Raw genomic sequence first — 17,559 nt, 5'->3', positions numbered from 1 at the left:
TTGCGCGATCTGTGGCACTTTTTATTTCAGGCAATTTTCCAGGGTGCAGGACGCTACCTATTGCGAGGGTAGATGCGGAGCCGGGAAATCCAGGACACGGCTGGTATAGCTTTCGATCAGCGCACTGAACGGCGTGCCATCGGGCAGTTTCAGGACGGCATGATGTTCGAGAAGAAAGGGCGGTAGAGCGAGCGACCCCGCTTCCGATGGTGGCAGGTCCGCTCCGGATTCCCATCCTTGCGGAAGAGGGGACCAAAGCAGTCTGGCCGAGAGATTCGTGCGGCTGAAATTAAGGGCCTGAACGGCGCGGCCGAAGGCGATATCGCTCGTATCGAGCGCCTTGTTCATCTCTGCCGTCAGCTTTGACGGGACGTACCAGTTATCCGCTTCCGACAGGACCCGGTCACCGCAGGCGAGGCGAACGCGGCGGTAGGCGATTGGTTCGTCGGGACCGACGGCGAGCAGCTTGCGGATCGCGCCGTCGGCCGGCTTGTCCTGCCCGCGCACACGCTGAGCGACGATCTTGGAGCCATCCGGTGCAAGCTTGTGGGCAGCGCACCAGCGGTCGAGCGTCAGCGTGGCGCTGGCATTGCTGAGAAGATCGGCATTCAGGGTCTGAAGGATGGCAAGCGCTTCCAGCCGAGAGGTCGGTGTATCGGGCCATTGCGCCGAAGTGGACATCTCCTGCGCCATGACAGTCTGTGTGCCAAGCGCAAGGGTGGCGGAACCGCCGATAGCAATGATGCGGGCGAATGATGAGGACCAGGAGAGCATGCCGACGAAATCCTCTGCGCAAACGAAATTCTAAAGATCGGAACTCGCCGCCTGACAAGTTCGCCGATGGCATAGATGGCAGCCCTGCTGCTGTTGGCAAGACCCAAAGTGCCTTTATGGCCGCTCTCAACGAGAGCAGCGATCTTGCCCGGTTTTCTAATCCGCGCTTCGGCTGATATGGATGCTGTAAACGCTTGCCCTTTCCTGTGCGACGAAATCGGTCAGGGCGGCGGGGATTTCGACATTGGCGCTGTATCGCGCCAGAACATGGAACCCGTTCGGAAGGCAAGCGGCGATGCGGTCGATGATCTTCTCATAATCGACGATCAGCAGTTCCCGTCCCACCGTCAGATCGAAAAGCACGGGATCGGCTATGACGTGCTCATTCTCGCAAAACCAGTAGGAGGAGATCGTCAGATCGGGCAGATAACCGATCCGCGCCGGCAGCGTCCGCTGCTCGAACTGGAAACGACCCGGCAGTGCAGCGGCTGACATGAGTTCCCTGGCGAGCGAAAGCTGATGTTCCGATATGTCCAGCCCGTGAAGTTCCAGCTCGGGATTGCCGGCGAGATAGGCAAAAGCGAGGCTGAAGGCGCCCGAGCCGCAGCCCAGATCGCATACCCGCCTATATTTGTGAGCCGCGGCTTCGAGGTTGGCGAGCGCCTGCAGGCATTTCAGGGAATTCCGCATTCCAAAAGCGCGGGTAAATGCATCGGCGGCTAGGCTATAGTCGAAAATCTCGATCTGGCGCCTGCTTTCGACGGCGTTGCGCAAAGCAATGGAGTCGTTGCTTGGATGGTAGAGATGATTGCATCTCAGCAGGATCTCGGCAAACTCCTCGAGATGTAGGGTCTTTGCGTCCGTGCATGCCATGCAAGCTCGTCCTCGTTTAAGGGGTGGACTCATCGGCACGATTGGAACGGGAGCACGCAACGAAAGCAAGCCCTCGACCTGCCTTCGATCGCCAAGATTGAGGTTGGCGGCGGTGCGCATTCACGCGGCGGGCTGTTCTTCGAGCCTACGCTCCCTGGTGGGTGCCAGGTCGGACATGACGGTGGCCAGCGAAGAGAGCTTTGCACCGATCTTCCGGTTCAACAGGACTCGGGAAGTGATCGACATGGCCACCGCCACCGAGTTCGGTCGCGAAGGCTCAAAGTATGATTTCCTGTCGATGAAATATGTCTGTTTTGGAGGAATGGGGTGAAGATAGGCGCTGCGCAATAGGCTCTTCCCAAGGATGGAGCGGTTTCGCGATTCGAAGAAAAGCTCCAAGAGCAGATGATCCTCGTCAGGAACCCACGCTGGCCAACAGTTTTTCGACACCGGTTGCCCATCCCAGAAGCCGCCGGTCCCATCCGCTGCGCGCCATCAATGTCAGTCCCGCCGGCAGAGAAAGTCGGGGCAAGGGAAGCGAAATGGCCGTTAAATCGAATTGATTTGCAATCTGCGTGTTTCTCAAAAGAAGAGACTCCGTCTGCTCCGCAAACTCCGTGTCGGCATCGATATGGTCGATGCGGGGAGCAAAAATGGGAGTTGTTGGCAGCACGAGCGCATCGATGCATTTCAGGCGATCATCCATCTCCGCCATCAATTCGCTGCGCGTGCGCATCATCCGCAAATAAGCCCAAGCCGGAAATTTCAGCCGGCGTCTCAATGGTTCGGAGACGCGCGGATTAACGGGCTCGATACCGGCGCGGAGCCAATCCGCGTGAATTTCGGCAGCCTCGACAGAGGCAATGGACGCTTCGCGTGTCGCTGCACGCATCCGTTCCAAAAGGTCGTCGATATCGCACTCCGAAACCAGCGCGCCATTCTTCCGCAACAGGTCCAGAGCATTGTCCATGCTCGCTGCGATCTCGCCGTGAACATCGCTCAGCAGGTATCCCTTTGGTATGCCCAGCTGCACGCCCTCCAAAGGAAGCTCTGACATCTCGTTTGCAGCTTCTCCCGCCATGATTGCGTCGGCTAATGCACAGGCAGCCACTGAGCGTGCGATCGGACCGATCGAATCGAGTGACGGCGAGAGGGGAAAGGCGCCGTCGAGGGGTATGCGTCGGGCCGTGGGCTTGAAGCCGACAACACCGTTCAATGCCGCGGGGATGCGGACAGAGCCGCCCGTATCCGAACCTATCGCTATATCGCAGGTGCGCTCGGCCACCGACACGGCGGCCCCAGCCGATGATCCCCCCGGGATCAATTCGGGATTGCATGCGTTGCCCGGAGTTCCGTAGTGCGGGTTGATTCCGGTCGTGGTGAAACAGAATTCGTCCAGATTTGTTTTCCCGAGGATAACGGCGCCGGCTTTTCGCAGGCGCTGGACCACCGGGGCGTCCTCCCGGGCAGGGGGAGTGCTGCGTCGGATAACCGACCCGGCAAGCGTGGGTTCGCCGGCCACGTCGAAGATATCCTTGATTGAGATGATCGTGCCGTCGAGAGGCCCCAGCAGCGCATTTGAGCGACGGCGGCGATCCGAGGCGTCGGCGGCGGCGCATGCCTCCTTGCGATAGACCTTCAGAAACGTATGCTCCCTGTCTTTCCGATCCTCCAACACCGCCAAGGTTCGTTCCAACCGGTCGCGCGAGGTTGTCATTGCCTTCTGGTCATCGATCATGGAATTCGGCTGCTCCCACAGAGAGATGCGCTCCTGTTCAAGCGCGGCGGTCGGCTTTCCGGCCGGGCGGCGTGTGCGGTCTGGACAGGATATTCAGTCCCCATACCGATCTTCCTTCGATTCTCGCAACGCCATTGTCCTCGGAGAATAAGGAATCTGCGGGGACGATGGATCGTCATCGCTCCTCCCGGAACCGGTCTTACGGTTTACCGAGCTCTCTACAATCGTCCTGCCTCGATGATGCTCTGCAGGAAGCTGCGTGTGCGATCCTCTTTCGGGTCTTCGAAAATCTGCGAAGGAGGGCCTTCCTCATGAACCTTGCCGCCATAAAGGAAGCAGACCTTGCTTGCCACTTCGCGTGCGAAACCCATCTCATGCGTGGCGAGCAGCATGGTCATGCCCTCGGCCGCGAGATCGCGCACGATGTTCAGGACCTCGGACACCAACTCGGGATCGAGCGCCGAGGTAATTTCGTCCAGAAGCAGCACCGATGGCCCCATCGCCAGCGCCCGCACGATGGCGACGCGCTGTTGCTGGCCGCCGGAAAGCTGATCGGGATAGGCCGTTGCCCGATGTTCGAGGCCGATGCGCTTCAGCAGCGACAGTGCGCGGGCTTCGGCATTCTCGCGTTTCTGGCCCAGGACCTTGGTCGGCGCAAGCATGACGTTCTCGACCACGCTCATATGCGGGAACAGATTATAGCTCTGGAATACGATGCCGACATCGCGCCGGAGCGCATTGACGTCGACACCGGGGCCGGACATGCGGTCGCCGTGAATGCGGATCTCGCCATCCTGGATCTGCTCCAGCCCGTTGAGGCAGCGCAGCAAAGTGGACTTGCCGCAGCCCGAAGGACCGATCAGGCATACGACTTGATGCTCGTCCACGTCGAGGTTCAGCCCGTCGAGAATTTTCACGAGGCCATAGGATTTCGTTAGGTTGCGAATTTCGATCATCGCCATCGGTCGTACCTTTCCGGATCAGCTATGACTGCGTGCGGCGCTGCTCACGCTCGAGCAGCCTGTCCACGAAGCGGGCTTGCGGGATAGTGATCAGGATGAAGAGCAAGGCCACCGTCGTTACCGGCGACAGGTTGAAATTGTTGGCGCCGACGATGCGTGCCTGATTGAATGCATCGATAGAGCCGATAACATTGACGAGCGCCGTATCCTTCTGCAGGCCGATGAAATCGTTGAGCAGCGGCGGTATGATGCGCCGCACCGCCTGCGGCAGCACGACATAACGCAGGGTCTGCATATAGGACAGGCCGAGAGATCGAGCCGCCGCGACCTGGCTGCGGTGAATACTGTCGATGCCGGCCCGGTAGACCTCGGCAACATAGGCGCCATAGGTGAGCGTAAGCGCAATGATGGCGTAGGATTCCGGCGCCAGATCCTTCAGATAGGGCAAGCCTGTCAGCGGGATGCCGAAGCCGATAAGATAGATATTGATGATCGCCGGCATGCCGCGGAACATATCGGTGTAGATGGTTGCGATCAGGCGGACCGGCCGCCCGGCTTCCCCCGGCATCAGCCGGGCGATCGCGACAATCAGCCCCCAGATCAGCACCAGAACCTCTGCGAGCACGAAAATGTAGATGTTGATCCAGAAGGCTTTCAGCACCAGGCCGAACGAGCTGAAAATCAGCGGCAGTTGCACGAAGGTGCGGCTGACGGCAAGGTCGTTGGCCATCAGGAATTGCGTGCCGAGGAGCAGGAGCGTGATGACCGCCCCGTAGCCGAAGGTCGAAAAGGCCGACTCGCGTGATGTTGCGGCGGCGATCCGGGCGGCAATCAGGTCATTGCCGGCAAGGGCATTTTTGGCCGCGACGGACGCAAGCCACGATTTCGTCGCCGGTCGTAGCAGCAACAATATCGCAATCCCGCACAGAACCAGCAAGCCTGCCGAGATGGCGCCGCCCGCACCGAGTTCGGTCAGGGCTCCATAGATGTCGCGCAGGGTTTTCCAGCCTGCAAGCAGAACGACAACGCTGACGATCAGGGCGGTCACGGCCCAGTTGGTCGTGTCTTTCGGCGGTGCGCTGGCACTCCAGCTGCGCTCGCCTTCATAAAGGCCAAGCAGGGGCTTGGTCCCCGGTCGAGAGGTATTTTCGGTCATCGCATGCCTCTGCCTTCAAGGCATTTTCCGGAATGCACTCGGTTTATCGATGGAAAATGCGTCAGAACAAATCTGGGCGAAGATGCCGCTCCAGAATCTGTCCGCTGCCGGGAAAATCCCGGCTAAAGCAGGCGATTGCGGGAACGGTTGCACCGGATCGCCGGGGACGGCGATCCGGTGCGACAGCGTGATCAGGGCTTGAGATAAGGAATCTGGGCCGGATCCGCACCCCAGGCATCGGCCAGATATTTCTTGGAGAGGGCGGCAAGGGTGCCGTCCTTCTTCATGTCCTCGATCATCTTGTTGAAGGCGGTCTCGTTGGGCGATCCCTTCGGATAGAGCGCGCCATAGGACTCGCCCGTCGAATACTGATAGGGCACTTCGATCATACCGTGCGAGTTGGTGGCGACCCCGAGCATAATCGAGGTGTCATGCAAGGCGGCATCGATCTGGTTGGACATCAGCGCTGTGGACAGCACGCCGGTATCGGAGAAAACCTTGACTTCCTTCGGCTTCAGCTTCTGATCGACGAAATTCGCGCCGGTCGTGCCTTGCATCACGCCGAAGCGCATGTCCTTCACCGTATCGGCGGAGTACTTCGTACCCTTCTTGACCGCCACGCCGATATCGGAGTCGAAATAGGGCGTCGAGAAATCAACCACTTTCTTGCGCTTGTCCGTGATGGAGATTTCAGCCAGCGCGATATCGAAATCCTTGGTCTGGGCGGCGACGAGCGCGTCGAAGGACACGTTGACGACCTTCACCTTGTCGAGGCCGGCGCGATAGGCCATGTTGATGGCCATGCAATATTCGTAGCCATCCTTCATGGCATCCGGTGAATCGCCGTTCCACCAGGCCGGTGCCGGCAACGTGGTCTGGACGGTCAGCTGGCCTGCGACTGCCGGCTTGATCGGATCGGAACCCTTGGTGCCAGTAACTTCGCAATTACCGATCTTTTCCGCCATGGCGGGAATTCCCGTGCCAAGCAGCATTGCACAACAAATCAGGCTTCCTGCAACAAATTGCTTTCCTACGCGAGTTTTCATATTCAGGTTCTCCTCCTTTATATTTTGTCATTTATGATTATCTCGCTGCCGCCATGCAGAAACGGATTTGCCGATCCTATAGCGCCTCACGACCCTCACAAGACATTTGTGACTCAGAGCTTTTGTAAACACAAGCACCGTTTGCAGCGACGAAATGGCAGGGCCAGTTCACCAAGAGGTGCCGGATCCGACCGGAGCCCCGACGATGCCAGCCAATCTGCATCATTCGGCGGAAAGGAGATGATGATGGCGTGCGGAAAATGTCTTGGCTTCCATGGGCTGATGTCGAACTACACGTCGCTCGCGCTGTCCATTCCACGGCAGGCCGAGCTTTTTTCGTGCAGAAATTGCGGTCAGCTTCTCGAAATCGGCGCGCTGGCGCGCTTCCCGATCTTCCTCACGCCTGAGCAGGCGCGCGACAATTTTCCCGACGGCGGCTGGACCGCTGATGACCCGTCCGCAGACGGTTAGCGATCGCCGGTCCTCGTGGAATAGGCTATTTCGGTCAGCCACTTTGTTGGCCTGGCATGAAGGTCGATCCGCAAGGCTCGAGCGCCAAGGTGGAAAAGCGCAGCCGGCCTTTTGCGGTTGTCGCAATATCGATGACGGCGGCCGCACCGAGGCTTCAGGGATCAAAGCTGCTCGAGGACAGGCGATCGCACGCGATTGGACAGTTTGGCGGATATCCGGCTGCAAGCGGCCCGCAATATTTCCGCCGTGTACTGATGACGGCTTTCACGGGTATGACGGTTCACGTAGGCGATAATGACGGCGGCGACTGCATTGCCGTCGGCGCCGAGCACCGGACAGCAAATATCTGTGATGCCGACAAAGTCACGACTTGGCCGCAGCTCGTATCCCTTCGATCTGATCGACGCGAGATGCGCGGCGATCGCTCCGCGATCGCTTGCCACCCCGCTGTGGGTGTCGCAGGCATCGATGATCCGGCTCGCGGCGTCCGGCGGTTGAAAAGCCAGGATAACCTGGCCCGATGTTGCATCCGATGCGATGCGCCCATAACCCAGACGAAGAGTGAAGGACATATCCTCTCCGCCCGGAACTGCGGCAGTGACCACGGTCAAGCCATGGTTGATGACGACCAGATGCGCGGACTGCTGGCTTTCGTTTGCAATCTTCGTGAGTTCGGGCATGGCAGCGCTCATCAGGTCCTGGGCATTCGGCGTGTGAAGCCCAAGCTTGAACAGCCGGTCCGTCAGGGAATAGGCGTCCGTCTCGGAATCGCGATCAATGTAGCCGCGTTCCTGAAGAGCGACCAGCATCCGGAATATCTCGCTCTTGGAGCGGCCCAGCCCGTCGGCAATCTCCTTCATTGTCAGGGCATGGCGCGCCTCGGCGAGCAACTCCATCACCTCCAGCCCTTTCGTCAGGGCGGGCGCTGCATATGCGGGCTTGCCACTATCATTTTCGGTGCTGCTCATGAGGCGAATCCTTCCTTGCCGACAAACATAATGAACTTGAATCGACATTGCCATTTGTTTCATATGAGAACTTGACATCATATATGAAACTGTCATGGTGATGGCACAGACGAGGAACGAGTGAATGGAAATGAAAAATCGAGCAGCCGCGACCGATTACGATACCAAGCGCAATGCGATTTCTCCGCGGCGCAACAGCGTCTTCACCGCCATCGACTTCGATCGCGACGGCAAGCAGATCGGATATTTTCATGTTCCGCAGTCGCCTCACGATGACGCCTGGGGAACCGTCCAGGTGCCGCTTGCAGTGGTCAGGAATGGCCCCGGTCCGACGATCCTGATCGAAGCCGGAAACCACGGCGACGAATACGAGGGGCCGATTGCCCTCGGCGAGCTTCTCCGCGAGATCGACCCGAAGGATATCAGCGGCCGCATCATTGCCATTCCTGCCATCAACGTGCGTGCCGTCGAAGCCGGCACGCGGACGTCTCCCGTCGACGGGCTGAATTTCAATCGCACCTTCCCGGGCAATTTCAATGGCACGCTGACCAGCCAGATTTCCGCCTATGTGCATGATTGCCTGTTCCCGATCGCCGATTACTTCCTTGATCTGCATTCCGGCGGCTCGTCGCTGATGATCCTCCCAAGCGCCATCATCGAGCCGTCACCGACAGCCGAAGGCCATCGTCTCAACATCAAGGCGACCCTGGCCTTCGGTGCGCCGACCGTGGTCATGGTCGACAATCTCGGCGAGACCCGCACGTCGACGGCCGCTGCAAATCTGCAGGGGCTGATCGTCATCGGCAGTGAAATGGCGGGCGGCGGCCTGGTCAGCCCGGATGCGCTGGATATCTGCCGCCGTGGCATCCGCAACGTGCTCAAGCATGCCGGAATCCTGAAGGGCGAAATCGACCGGCCGGCCAACGCCAATGCGCGGGTTCTGAAGGTTCCGGGCAGCGAGGGTTACATCATTTCCGATGAGGACGGCGTGTTCGAACCCATCAGTCTGCTCGGCGATTTCGTGAAGAAGGGTGACATAGCCGGCCGGATTCATTTTCTGCGCACGCCGCAACGTGAGCCGGTCACACTCTATCACCCGATCGACGGCATCGTTTTTGCCAAGCGTCAGCCCGGGCGGGTGAGGCCCGGCAATTGTTGCTTCGTGCTCGCCAACGAATATCAGGAAGCGCTCGCTAACGAGGAGCTGATCCGATGAGTGTCGAAGACATCAGGGCGGCCGCCGAGCGTGTAAAACCTTTCATTCGCCGGACACCGGTGCTCAGGCTCGAGCACTGCACGGGGGCTAACCTGCCCGCGGATTTTCATCTCAAGCTCGAATGCCTGCAGGTCAGCGGCTCCTTCAAGATCCGGGGTGCGGTCAATCGCGTGAAATCGCTGGCACCGGCGCAGCTGGCAAACGGACTGGTCGCCGCCTCGGGCGGCAATCACGGCCTTGCAAGCGCCTACATGGCACGTCAGTCCGGCGTACCGGCCACGATCTTCCTGCCGACCAATGCCAGCCCGCTCAAGGAGCAGAAGCTCAAGAAGCTGGGCGCGGAGGTGCGCTACGCCGGATCGGTCTGGGACGAGGCGCATGCGGCAGCTCTTTCCTTCGCAAAGGAGCGGGGTGCCTTCTACATGCATCCATTCGCCGACGAGGCAATCGTCGCGGGGCAGGGCACTGTCGCCATAGAGATGCTGGAGCAGATCCCCGATGCCGATCTCTATATCGTGGCGATCGGCGGCGGCGGCCTGATCACGGGCATGTCCCAGGTCATCAAGGCGGTCAATCCGAAAGCGCGGATTATTGGCGTCGAGCCGGTCGGCTCGCCGACGCTGCACGCTTCCTTTGCCGCCGGTCAGGTCGTCAGGCTGCCGAAGGTTACGACGCGCGTCGCGACCATGGCATGCGGACGCACCGACGAGAGCATCTACGAGATTGCGCGGCGCCACGTCGACGACATCGTCCTGATCGACGATGACGACATGCAGCGCGCGGCCGAGCTTCTATGGTTCGAATTTGGCATTGCCGCCGATTTGAGCGGTGCGGCGTCGCTGGCGGCACTGATGGCGGGAGCCGTCAAACCGAGGGCGGGCGGGCGGGTTGCCGGCCTCGTCTGCGGCGCCGGCACCGACGGCCTTTCGAACTGATTCAAGACTGTTCCGTTGCTTTCGGGCAGCGGGCCATTACCGGTATTGCCGCCAGCCGCGGCGAAATGCCGGTCAAGAGTGAGAAGAGGCGGAAAACGCCCAAAATGCCACCAATCAAAACTGCTGATGGCAGAGGAGAACGAAATGCGTACTATTTTGAAGGCATCCATCGCCCTTATGGCACTTGCGCTTGCCACACCGTCTCTGGCGGCCGAAAAGGTGCTCGGCGTAGCCGCGATCGATCTGCAGAACTCGTTTTACGTCCGCATGAAGGAAGCCGGCGATGTCGCCGCAAAGGACTACGGCGTCAAATCCACCTGGCAGAGCGCCGAAGGCAGCCTGGAAAAGCAGGTCGGCATCATCGAGAATTTCGTCAACCAGCACGTCAGCGCCATCCTGATCGACCCGATCGACAAGAACGCCGTCATCCCGGCGATCAAGAAGGCCGAAGCGGCCGGCATCCCGGTCATCACCATGGGCAACAAGGTCGAGGCGGGCGAAAACTATTCGACGCTGTATCCCGACTACGACAACATGGCGATGGTCGCGCGTGCCATCGGCAAGTTCCTGGATGGCAAGGGCGAGATCGGTCTGCTCGTGGGCTCCCGCGGCAATTTCGTCTCCGACACCCGCGAAAAGGGCTTCGTCGATACGATGAAGAAGGAGTTTCCCGATATCAAGATCGTTGGCGTCGAGCCGACCGGCTGGGATGCCGCAAAAGCAACCAATGCGGCCCAGACCTGGCTGACCACCTATCCTGATCTGAAGGGCATCGCCTGCATCTCGGACAGTCTTTGCCTGGCCGCCGATTCCGTTGCGAGCAGCATGGGCTCCAATCTCATCTACGGCGGCTATGACGGCGATGCCGAGATGAAGGACCTGATCGACAGCGGCAAGATGGTCCTCGACGTGCTTACCGGCGCCTATCGCGTCGGGTACTGGAATGTCGCTGTGGCTGCCCGTCTCGCCAATGGCGAGAAACTGCCGAAAGACCTCTATATGCCGACCTATTTCGTCAGCTCCGATGCAACGGCGGAGAAGCTGAAGGCGGCCGGTCTGACCTTCGACCATATCAATACGGACAAGGAAGCTATCGAGGCCAAGAACTACACCGAACAGCTCGGCCCGAAGGTTCCCGCTTCGCAAATGACGGTCGGCAAATAGCCGGCTCCCCGGCCGGTGACGGCGCACGCCGCCGCCGGCCCCATTTGCAACACGCCCCGCAACCCGGTTGCTGCGTGTGAGATACCAATTGTTCGAGAGAGGGCGTCGATGTTCCAGTCCCCGATCACATCTTTCTTCCGCCGCAACGAGCCGGTGCTGATTGTCGTCCTGGCCATCGCCATCGCCGTGTTCGGCTGGATCGATCCCCGCTTTCTGACGGCAGGCAATTTCGTCAGCATCACGCAGCAGAGCGCGGTCATCGCACTCGCGGCCTTTGCCATGACGGCCGTCATCATCGCCCGCGGCATCGATATTTCGGTCGGCAGCGCTCTCGCCTTCGCAGGCGTGGTCGCTGGCCTCGTGTTCACGGCAACGGGCTCGGCGGTCGCGACATTGCTTGCCGCGATCGTCAGCGGCGCGGCGATCGGCCTGCTCAACGGCGTGCTGATCGGCTTCGGCGGTATCTCGCCCTTTATCGCGACGCTCGCCACCATGGCATTCGCGCGCGGGCTGTCGCTCAGCCTCTCGCATGCGTCCAGTCTTGAGATCACCGATCCGGCGATCCTCTATGCCGGTCGTGCGACCTTCGGCTTAATCCCGGTATCGGTCGTCATCGCGGCGATCGTGCTTTGTCTGTGGTGGTTCGTGCTGCGGCGCACGGTGTACGGACGCTGGATCTACGCGATCGGCGGCAATGCCGAGGCGGCCCGCGTTTCCATGGTGCCGGTGAACCTGGTGCGTATTTCCGTCTATCTCATTTCCGGCGCCACGGCAGGGCTGGGCGCGATCCTCACGATCGGCCGCCTCGGCTCGGCCCAGCCGCTGGCTGGGACGGGCCTCGAATTCACCGCCATAACCGCCGCGATCATCGGCGGCACGAAGCTGTCGGGAGGGCAGGGCTCGATCTGGGGCACCGCCGTCGGGGCGCTGCTGCTCGGCGTCATCAATACCGGGCTGTCCTTTCTGCAGGTTCCGCAGATCATCATCTATTACGTCACCGGGGCGCTCATTCTCGTTGCCGTTCTGTCCAGCCAGCCGGAAGCAATCTCGCGCCTGGTGCGTTCGGCCCGCCCTCGAACGATATCGGCCGCTCCGACGACAGGCGCAGCAGGAGCAGATGGCCCGGCGCATTCGATCTCGCTGGTCGGGATCGGCAAGATCTTTCCGGGCGTCAAGGCGCTCGACGGCGTGTCGTTCACGGTTTCCGCCGGTGAAGTCGTGGCGCTCGCCGGTGAGAACGGAGCGGGCAAATCCACGTTGGTCAAGTGCATTTCGGGCGTCTACCGGCCCGATGAAGGCCAGCTGGTCATCGATGGCATGCCGGTCAGCTTCAGTTCCCCGAACGACGCGAAGGGCATCAGCGTCATTCACCAGCATTTCAGCCTTTCTCCCGATCTCACGGTGGCTGAGAACATGTTCGTCGGGCGTGAACCGCGCAATGCATTCGGCCTGCTGGACCGTCGCCGGATGCGGCGCGAGGCGAAAGCCATCCTCGACGAGCTTTCGCTCGACATCGATGTCGACATCGAGTTGCGCGCGCTGTCGGTCGGACGCCAGCAAATGGTCGAGATCGCCCGCGCCGTGTTGTCCGATGCATGGTTCATGGTTATGGACGAGCCGACGAGCGCGCTCTCGAACCGTGAACGCGACCAGCTCTATACGCTGATCGCCAAGCTGCGCGCCCGCGGTGCCGGAATTCTCTACATCTCGCACAAGATGGAGGAGATCTTTACCCAATGCGATCGCGTCGTCGTCCTGCGCGATGGAAAGTTCATCGGAGAGCGCAAGACGGCGGAAACGAGCGAGGCCGAAATCGTCTCCATGATGGTTGGCCGGGAGGTGGATGACATCTTCCCGCATCTGGAAGCCGAGATCGGCGAAACTGCGATCGAGGTGAAGGATATTTCAAACGGCAGGCTGCTGAAATCCGCATCGCTCTCCGTGCGATGCGGCGAGATCGTCGCGCTTGCCGGGCTTATGGGCAGCGGTCGATCCGAGGTGCTTCGCCTGATCGCGGGCCTGGAGACGCTGCATGACGGCAGCATCGAGGTCTTCGGGGAACGGCAGGCCGGCGGCGGGATCAAGGCCGCGAACAGGGCCGGCATCGTTTATGTGCCCGAAGACCGGCATCTGGAAGGTTTCGTCGGGCCTATGCCGATCCGCGACAACCTCTCGCTCGCCTGGATACGGGGCAACAGCCGCTTCGGCATTCTGTCGATGCGCAAGATTAGTGCGTTGGCGCGCGAGCTCATCGGTTCGCTTGGCGTTCGGCCGGCGCAGCCGGGCAAGATGACGATGGAACTCTCAGGCGGCAACCAGCAGAAGGTCGTTATCGGCAAATGGCTTGCCACCAAACCGCGCATCATCCTGCTCGACGAGCCGACGCGGGGTGTCGATGTCGGCGCGAAGTCCGATCTTCATCACCTGATTGCCGGACTGAAGCAAAAGGGCGCGGCGATCCTGATGGTGTCGAGCGAGCTGCCGGAAGTGCTTGGGGTTGCCGATCGCATCGTCGTCATGCGCGAGGGCCGTTCCGTAGGCGAGCTGCCGCGCGGCGTAACGGAGGAAGAGGTCATGGCACTTGCCTTCGGCGAAACGTCCCGGACCGCGAAGATGCCACAGCCGCGCACGCTTTCCGCGGCGGCGAATGTCCCGCTTGGAGCAAACGCACGATGAGTAATGCCCATAATCGGGTCGTCTTCACCATGGAAAGGAAGGATTGAGATGATTTCCTCACGCAATATCCTCCTCAGGCGAATTCTCGATCTTTCGCCGCTGATCCTTCTCGTGATCCTGGTGATCGTCTTTTCAGCGATCGATCCGCGCGTGATCGCGAGCCAGAGCCTGATCAATATCGTTTCGCAGGCAACGCCGATTGCCGTTCTCGCCCTTGGCGCTCTCGTCGTGCTGCTGACCGGCGGCATCGATCTGGCGGCGGGTGTTGGCGTTGCTTTTTGCGCCGTCCTGATCGCGAGCCTGATCGATGCGGGAACGGGTCTTTGGGCGGCATTGGCGATTGGGCTGGCGATCATGCTGATCGTCGGGCTGGTCAACGGCGTCATCATCGCGCTTCTGAAGATTCCACCTTTCGTCACGACGCTGGCGACCATGGTGGTGCTGCAGGGCGCGACCCTGGCGGTCGCCTCGAAGGGCGTGCTGATGCTGAAGGATCCGGTCCTTCGCTTCGTCGGCATCACCCGCTCCTTCGGCTTGCCGAATATCATCTTCGCAACGCTGATCATCGTTCTTGCGGCGGCAATCCTGATGCGCATGACCCGGTTTGGCCTGCGCACCTACGCGCTCGGCTCGGATGCGAGCGCGGCCGAGCTTGCCGGCATACCCGTCACGCGGCACACGATCCTGGTCTATGCCACATCCGGCGTTTTCGTTTTCCTGACGTCCGTCGTGATGATCAGCCGTGTGCCGGTCGTCACGCCGAACATCGGCGGCACCTCCCTGCTGCTCGATGCGATCGCTGCGGCCGTGCTCGGCGGCACCAGCATCTTTGGCGGGCGGGGCACGGTCTGGGGGACGGTGGTCGGCGCTTTGATCGTCAGCCTTCTGACGACCGCTCTGCGAATTTTCGGAACCGACCCGTCGAGCCTCGATTTCTACAAGGGCGCGATCATCATGGCAGCGCTTCTGGCGGATACATCGATGACCTATGCCAAGGCTCAGCTCATGGAGCCGGTGCGATGAGCGGCGGCGATACCGATTTCGTCGTCCGGGGATCGTCGGCCTTCGCGTGGATGACGACCGAGGATGCGCGCAGGCTTGCCGGCGACGGCAGGAAAAGACCTGTCGCGCTGCTGCCGACGGGCGCCGTCGAGCAGCATGGTCCCCATCTGCCGATGGGTCTCGATATCTGGCTCGCGTCCGCGGTTGCCGCCGCTGCGGCAGAGGGCGAGGACGGCATTCGCGTGTGCGAGCCCTTCGCCTATGGATCGTCAGCCCATCACCGCGCCTTTCCCGGCACGATGAGCCTCAGTCCGCAGACCTTCATCGCGGTTCTCGTCGATCTCTGCGCCTGCCTCTGGCAGGACGGTTTTCTGCCCGTCATCATCAATGGTCACGGCGGCAATCGCGCGGCCATCCAGGTGGCGATCACCACGCTGGGACGGCAAGGTGTCGTTTCCGCCGGCTTTTCCTATTTCGATCTCATCGCCGACGTGGCTGCTGAAGCGCTGCCCGATCATGCCGGCGGCACCGGCCACGCCTGCGCGCTTGAGACCTCCTTGATGATGCATGTGCTGCCGGCAAGCGTCCGGCAAAACCTGATCCCGGAAGGAACGACGCCGCCGTCCTGGCCCGATCCGCATCTTTATGCCGGCCCGGCGGTCACCGTCTGGCGGCCGTTTGAGGCGATCCGTGAAAACGGCGTCATCGGTACGCCGTCCGAGGCATCGGCGGAAGCCGGCGAGCGGCTTTTCGTGGAAGCCGTACGGCGCAGCCGCCAAACCATTTTGAAAATTCAGTCCGAATACGGTCAAAGGAGTATCCCATGACGGTCCAATTCAGATCTTCGATCGATGGTCCCCACCTGCGCGGCATGCCCATCGTCGCGCAGCCGACGGAAGGGCTGCGCATAGGCACGAACCGCATCGGCTCCGAATGGGTTGCGGGCAGCTCCGGGAAATACCTCCGCATCGATAGTCCGTCGACCGGCGAGGAACTCGGCTATCTCGCGCTGTCGACGCGTGCAGATGTTGGCCGTGCCGTGGCGGCTGCCGATGCCGCGCGCGAGAGCCTGCGCAAAATGGGTGTCTTCCAGCGCGCCGCGCTGTGCATGCGGATCGCCGATGCGATAGACCGCCGCACCGATGACCTTGCGCGCCTCCTCTGCCTTGAACAGGGCAAGCCCTTCCACACGGAGGCCAAGGCCGAGGTCGGCGCTGCCTCGCTCGGTTTCCGCAACGCTGCGGAGCAGATGAAGTGGCTGGAAACGGCCGCTTTCCCCGTCGCCGATGCCAACAAGCGCGCCTTCAGTTTCCTGCAGCCGAAAGGCGTGCTTGCGATCATCACGCCGTGGAATTTTCCGCTTGGGCTCCCATGCCTCTATTATCTCGGCCCGGCAATTGCGACCGGCAACACGGTTGTCTGGGTGCCGGCGCCGACCACGTCGCTGATCGCCGTTGCGCTCATGGAATGCATGATCGAGGCCGGCCTGCCGGATGGCTACATCAACCTCGTGCTCGGCGATGGCGCTGAAGTCGGCGACGAGGCGGTTATCCATCCCGGTACTCACGCCATTGGCTTTACCGGCAGCTCGGCCACCGGCGCAACGATTGCGCGGCGCGGCGCAGGCAAGCCGCTTCTGCTTGAAATGGGCGGTAATGGTCCGACGATCGTGCTGGCGGATGCCGATGTCGACGTAGCCGCCGAGCTCGTCGGCGCCGGCTGCTTCGCCAATGCCGGCCAGATCTGCACCGCGACCGAACGGGTCCTGGTGCACAAGTCGGTGCATGACCGCTTCGTCGAAGGGCTGATCAAGGCCGCCGAGAAGGTACGCATGGGCGATCCCTTCGATCCGGCAACGACGATGGGGCCGGTCAACAATGCGACGGCGCTCGACAAGATGCTGAGCCATATGGCCGATGCCGCCGAGCGCAAGGCGAACATCGTCAAGGGCGGCAACATCGCCGCTGGCCTGCCGACCAATCTTTACTTCGAACCGACCGTCGTGACCGGCCTGACGCGGGACAGCCTTCTCAACCGCGAGGAATCCTTCGGTCCGGTTGCGCCCGTCCTGACCTTCGAGACGGATAAAGAGGCGCTCGAGCTTGCGGCTTCCAGCCCTTACGGGCTTAACGCTTCCGTCTTTACCAACTCGATCAAGAGGGCGTTCTTCTATACTGAAAGCCTGCGCTGCGGCATCGTCAACGTCAACGAAAAGAGCTGCTACTGGGAGCCGCATATTCCTGCCGGCGGTGCCGCAGGCACCGACAGCGGTCTCGGCCGCACCGGTGGCCGGCATACGCTTGTCGAGATGTGCGATCTCAAGACGATGACGATCGACATTACCCGGTAACTTAGGCTCGCGCCGAAGATCGGTGTCGGGGTTTGTATCAGGACGAAGGAAACATCGATGGCCGTCATTCGGCATGGGCCTGGCAAGACGCCATCAGCGAAGGCGTGGAAGCGGTCGGCTGGTTGCTCGTCCCGCGTCGGGCGCCGATGCACGACGGCGCAGTCATCGATCGCATTGCTTGCAAGGCACCCTGAGGCGGGTGCCTTCTGATCCCCAGTTTTCTCCGGT

Annotated in this window: 16 protein-coding genes; 9 read left to right on the top strand and 7 right to left on the bottom strand. The window is 61.0% G+C overall.

All coding sequences use genetic code 11. The features are described from left to right. Positions 1–57: 57 nt before the first annotated feature. Complete coding sequence (locus tag ACJJVH_RS26420) at positions 58–774, bottom strand: hypothetical protein (RefSeq protein WP_412065570.1); 717 nt, start codon at positions 772–774, stop codon at positions 58–60. Between the two features lie 156 nt (positions 775–930). Further along, a complete protein-coding gene (locus ACJJVH_RS26415; protein ID WP_412065569.1) occupies positions 931–1,647 on the bottom strand; it encodes a methyltransferase domain-containing protein in 717 nt (238 codons plus the stop codon). 175 nt (positions 1,648–1,822) lie between these two features. Here ACJJVH_RS26415 and ACJJVH_RS26410 point away from each other — a divergent pair, with 175 nt between their 5' ends. Continuing rightward, entirely contained in the window at positions 1,823–1,978 is a 156-nt protein-coding gene (locus ACJJVH_RS26410) for a hypothetical protein (protein WP_162749232.1), read from the top strand. 84 nt (positions 1,979–2,062) lie between these two features. Here the strand turns inward: ACJJVH_RS26410 and ACJJVH_RS26405 are convergent, their stop codons facing one another. The 4 genes from ACJJVH_RS26405 to ACJJVH_RS26390 all read right to left on the bottom strand — a co-directional run bounded on the left by ACJJVH_RS26405 (position 2,063) and on the right by ACJJVH_RS26390 (position 6,468). Next, positions 2,063–3,364, bottom strand: a complete 1,302-nt coding sequence (locus ACJJVH_RS26405; protein WP_412066226.1) for an amidase — start codon at positions 3,362–3,364, stop codon at positions 2,063–2,065. Positions 3,365–3,603: 239 nt separating this feature from the next. After that, complete coding sequence (locus ACJJVH_RS26400; RefSeq protein WP_112798934.1) at positions 3,604–4,347, bottom strand: amino acid ABC transporter ATP-binding protein; 744 nt, start codon at positions 4,345–4,347, stop codon at positions 3,604–3,606. Positions 4,348–4,369: 22 nt separating this feature from the next. Next, positions 4,370–5,503: an amino acid ABC transporter permease gene (locus ACJJVH_RS26395; protein ID WP_412065568.1), complete on the bottom strand. Its 1,134-nt coding sequence runs from the start codon at positions 5,501–5,503 to the stop codon at positions 4,370–4,372. A gap of 191 nt (positions 5,504–5,694) precedes the next feature. Beyond that, positions 5,695–6,468 carry an ABC transporter substrate-binding protein gene (locus ACJJVH_RS26390; protein WP_412065567.1) on the bottom strand — a complete coding sequence of 258 codons (774 nt, stop codon included), beginning with the start codon at positions 6,466–6,468 and terminating at the stop codon, positions 5,695–5,697. Between the two features lie 189 nt (positions 6,469–6,657). On the opposite strand from ACJJVH_RS26390, the gene ACJJVH_RS26385 reads away from it, so the two are divergent. Further along, a complete protein-coding gene (locus tag ACJJVH_RS26385) occupies positions 6,658–7,020 on the top strand; it encodes a hypothetical protein (RefSeq protein ID WP_162764512.1) in 363 nt (120 codons plus the stop codon). 161 nt (positions 7,021–7,181) lie between these two features. Here the strand turns inward: ACJJVH_RS26385 and ACJJVH_RS26380 are convergent, their stop codons facing one another. Further along, a complete protein-coding gene (locus tag ACJJVH_RS26380; RefSeq protein ID WP_412065566.1) occupies positions 7,182–8,051 on the bottom strand; it encodes an IclR family transcriptional regulator in 870 nt (289 codons plus the stop codon). 61 nt (positions 8,052–8,112) lie between these two features. Here ACJJVH_RS26380 and ACJJVH_RS26375 point away from each other — a divergent pair, with 61 nt between their 5' ends. The 7 genes from ACJJVH_RS26375 (at position 8,113) to ACJJVH_RS26345 (ending at position 17,331) form a co-directional block, all read left to right on the top strand. After that, positions 8,113–9,204 (top strand): succinylglutamate desuccinylase/aspartoacylase family protein, encoded by a 1,092-nt coding sequence (locus ACJJVH_RS26375; RefSeq protein ID WP_412065565.1) that lies wholly within the window; start codon positions 8,113–8,115, stop codon positions 9,202–9,204. Further along, entirely contained in the window at positions 9,201–10,139 is a 939-nt protein-coding gene (locus tag ACJJVH_RS26370) for a threonine/serine dehydratase (RefSeq protein ID WP_412065564.1), read from the top strand. Before ACJJVH_RS26375 ends, ACJJVH_RS26370 begins: the two co-directional genes overlap by 4 nt. Before the next feature lie 144 nt (positions 10,140–10,283). Further along, the gene (locus ACJJVH_RS26365) at positions 10,284–11,303 is read left to right on the top strand and encodes a sugar ABC transporter substrate-binding protein (RefSeq protein ID WP_412065563.1); all 1,020 of its coding nucleotides are present in this window, start codon (positions 10,284–10,286) and stop codon (positions 11,301–11,303) included. A gap of 108 nt (positions 11,304–11,411) precedes the next feature. After that, entirely contained in the window at positions 11,412–13,979 is a 2,568-nt protein-coding gene (locus ACJJVH_RS26360; RefSeq protein ID WP_412065562.1) for an ATP-binding cassette domain-containing protein, read from the top strand. A gap of 48 nt (positions 13,980–14,027) precedes the next feature. After that, the gene (locus tag ACJJVH_RS26355) at positions 14,028–15,002 is read left to right on the top strand and encodes an ABC transporter permease (protein WP_412065561.1); all 975 of its coding nucleotides are present in this window, start codon (positions 14,028–14,030) and stop codon (positions 15,000–15,002) included. Continuing rightward, positions 14,999–15,808, top strand: coding sequence for a creatininase family protein (locus tag ACJJVH_RS26350; protein ID WP_412065560.1), 810 nt, complete (start codon positions 14,999–15,001; stop codon positions 15,806–15,808). Before ACJJVH_RS26355 ends, ACJJVH_RS26350 begins: the two co-directional genes overlap by 4 nt. Further along, positions 15,805–17,331, top strand: a complete 1,527-nt coding sequence (locus tag ACJJVH_RS26345; RefSeq protein ID WP_412065559.1) for an aldehyde dehydrogenase family protein — start codon at positions 15,805–15,807, stop codon at positions 17,329–17,331. The genes ACJJVH_RS26350 and ACJJVH_RS26345 overlap by 4 nt, the downstream gene beginning before the upstream one ends. Positions 17,332–17,559: the final 228 nt, after the last annotated feature.

The organism is Rhizobium sp. SYY.PMSO, assembly GCF_046840415.1.
Classification (GTDB): Bacteria; Pseudomonadota; Alphaproteobacteria; order Rhizobiales; family Rhizobiaceae; genus Rhizobium.
Note: the sequence above shows the minus strand (reverse complement) of the source record. Positions and strands in the feature narration are given on the sequence as shown.

What these genes read in the sequence shown, in the direction of transcription:
- ACJJVH_RS26400 (WP_112798934.1), bottom strand. Translation starts at nt 4,347, where the DNA reads ATGGCGATGATCGAAATTCGCAACCTAACGAAATCCTATGGCCTCGTG.
- ACJJVH_RS26410 (WP_162749232.1), top strand. Translation starts at nt 1,823, where the DNA reads ATGACGGTGGCCAGCGAAGAGAGCTTTGCACCGATCTTCCGGTTCAAC.
- ACJJVH_RS26360 (WP_412065562.1), top strand. Translation starts at nt 11,412, where the DNA reads ATGTTCCAGTCCCCGATCACATCTTTCTTCCGCCGCAACGAGCCGGTG.
- ACJJVH_RS26380 (WP_412065566.1), bottom strand. Translation starts at nt 8,051, where the DNA reads ATGAAACAAATGGCAATGTCGATTCAAGTTCATTATGTTTGTCGGCAA.
- ACJJVH_RS26375 (WP_412065565.1), top strand. Translation starts at nt 8,113, where the DNA reads ATGGAAATGAAAAATCGAGCAGCCGCGACCGATTACGATACCAAGCGC.
- ACJJVH_RS26345 (WP_412065559.1), top strand. Translation starts at nt 15,805, where the DNA reads ATGACGGTCCAATTCAGATCTTCGATCGATGGTCCCCACCTGCGCGGC.
- ACJJVH_RS26395 (WP_412065568.1), bottom strand. Translation starts at nt 5,503, where the DNA reads ATGACCGAAAATACCTCTCGACCGGGGACCAAGCCCCTGCTTGGCCTT.
- ACJJVH_RS26355 (WP_412065561.1), top strand. Translation starts at nt 14,028, where the DNA reads ATGATTTCCTCACGCAATATCCTCCTCAGGCGAATTCTCGATCTTTCG.
- ACJJVH_RS26420 (WP_412065570.1), bottom strand. Translation starts at nt 774, where the DNA reads ATGCTCTCCTGGTCCTCATCATTCGCCCGCATCATTGCTATCGGCGGT.
- ACJJVH_RS26405 (WP_412066226.1), bottom strand. Translation starts at nt 3,364, where the DNA reads ATGACAACCTCGCGCGACCGGTTGGAACGAACCTTGGCGGTGTTGGAG.
- ACJJVH_RS26415 (WP_412065569.1), bottom strand. Translation starts at nt 1,647, where the DNA reads ATGGCATGCACGGACGCAAAGACCCTACATCTCGAGGAGTTTGCCGAG.
- ACJJVH_RS26370 (WP_412065564.1), top strand. Translation starts at nt 9,201, where the DNA reads ATGAGTGTCGAAGACATCAGGGCGGCCGCCGAGCGTGTAAAACCTTTC.
- ACJJVH_RS26390 (WP_412065567.1), bottom strand. Translation starts at nt 6,468, where the DNA reads ATGGCGGAAAAGATCGGTAATTGCGAAGTTACTGGCACCAAGGGTTCC.
- ACJJVH_RS26350 (WP_412065560.1), top strand. Translation starts at nt 14,999, where the DNA reads ATGAGCGGCGGCGATACCGATTTCGTCGTCCGGGGATCGTCGGCCTTC.
- ACJJVH_RS26365 (WP_412065563.1), top strand. Translation starts at nt 10,284, where the DNA reads ATGCGTACTATTTTGAAGGCATCCATCGCCCTTATGGCACTTGCGCTT.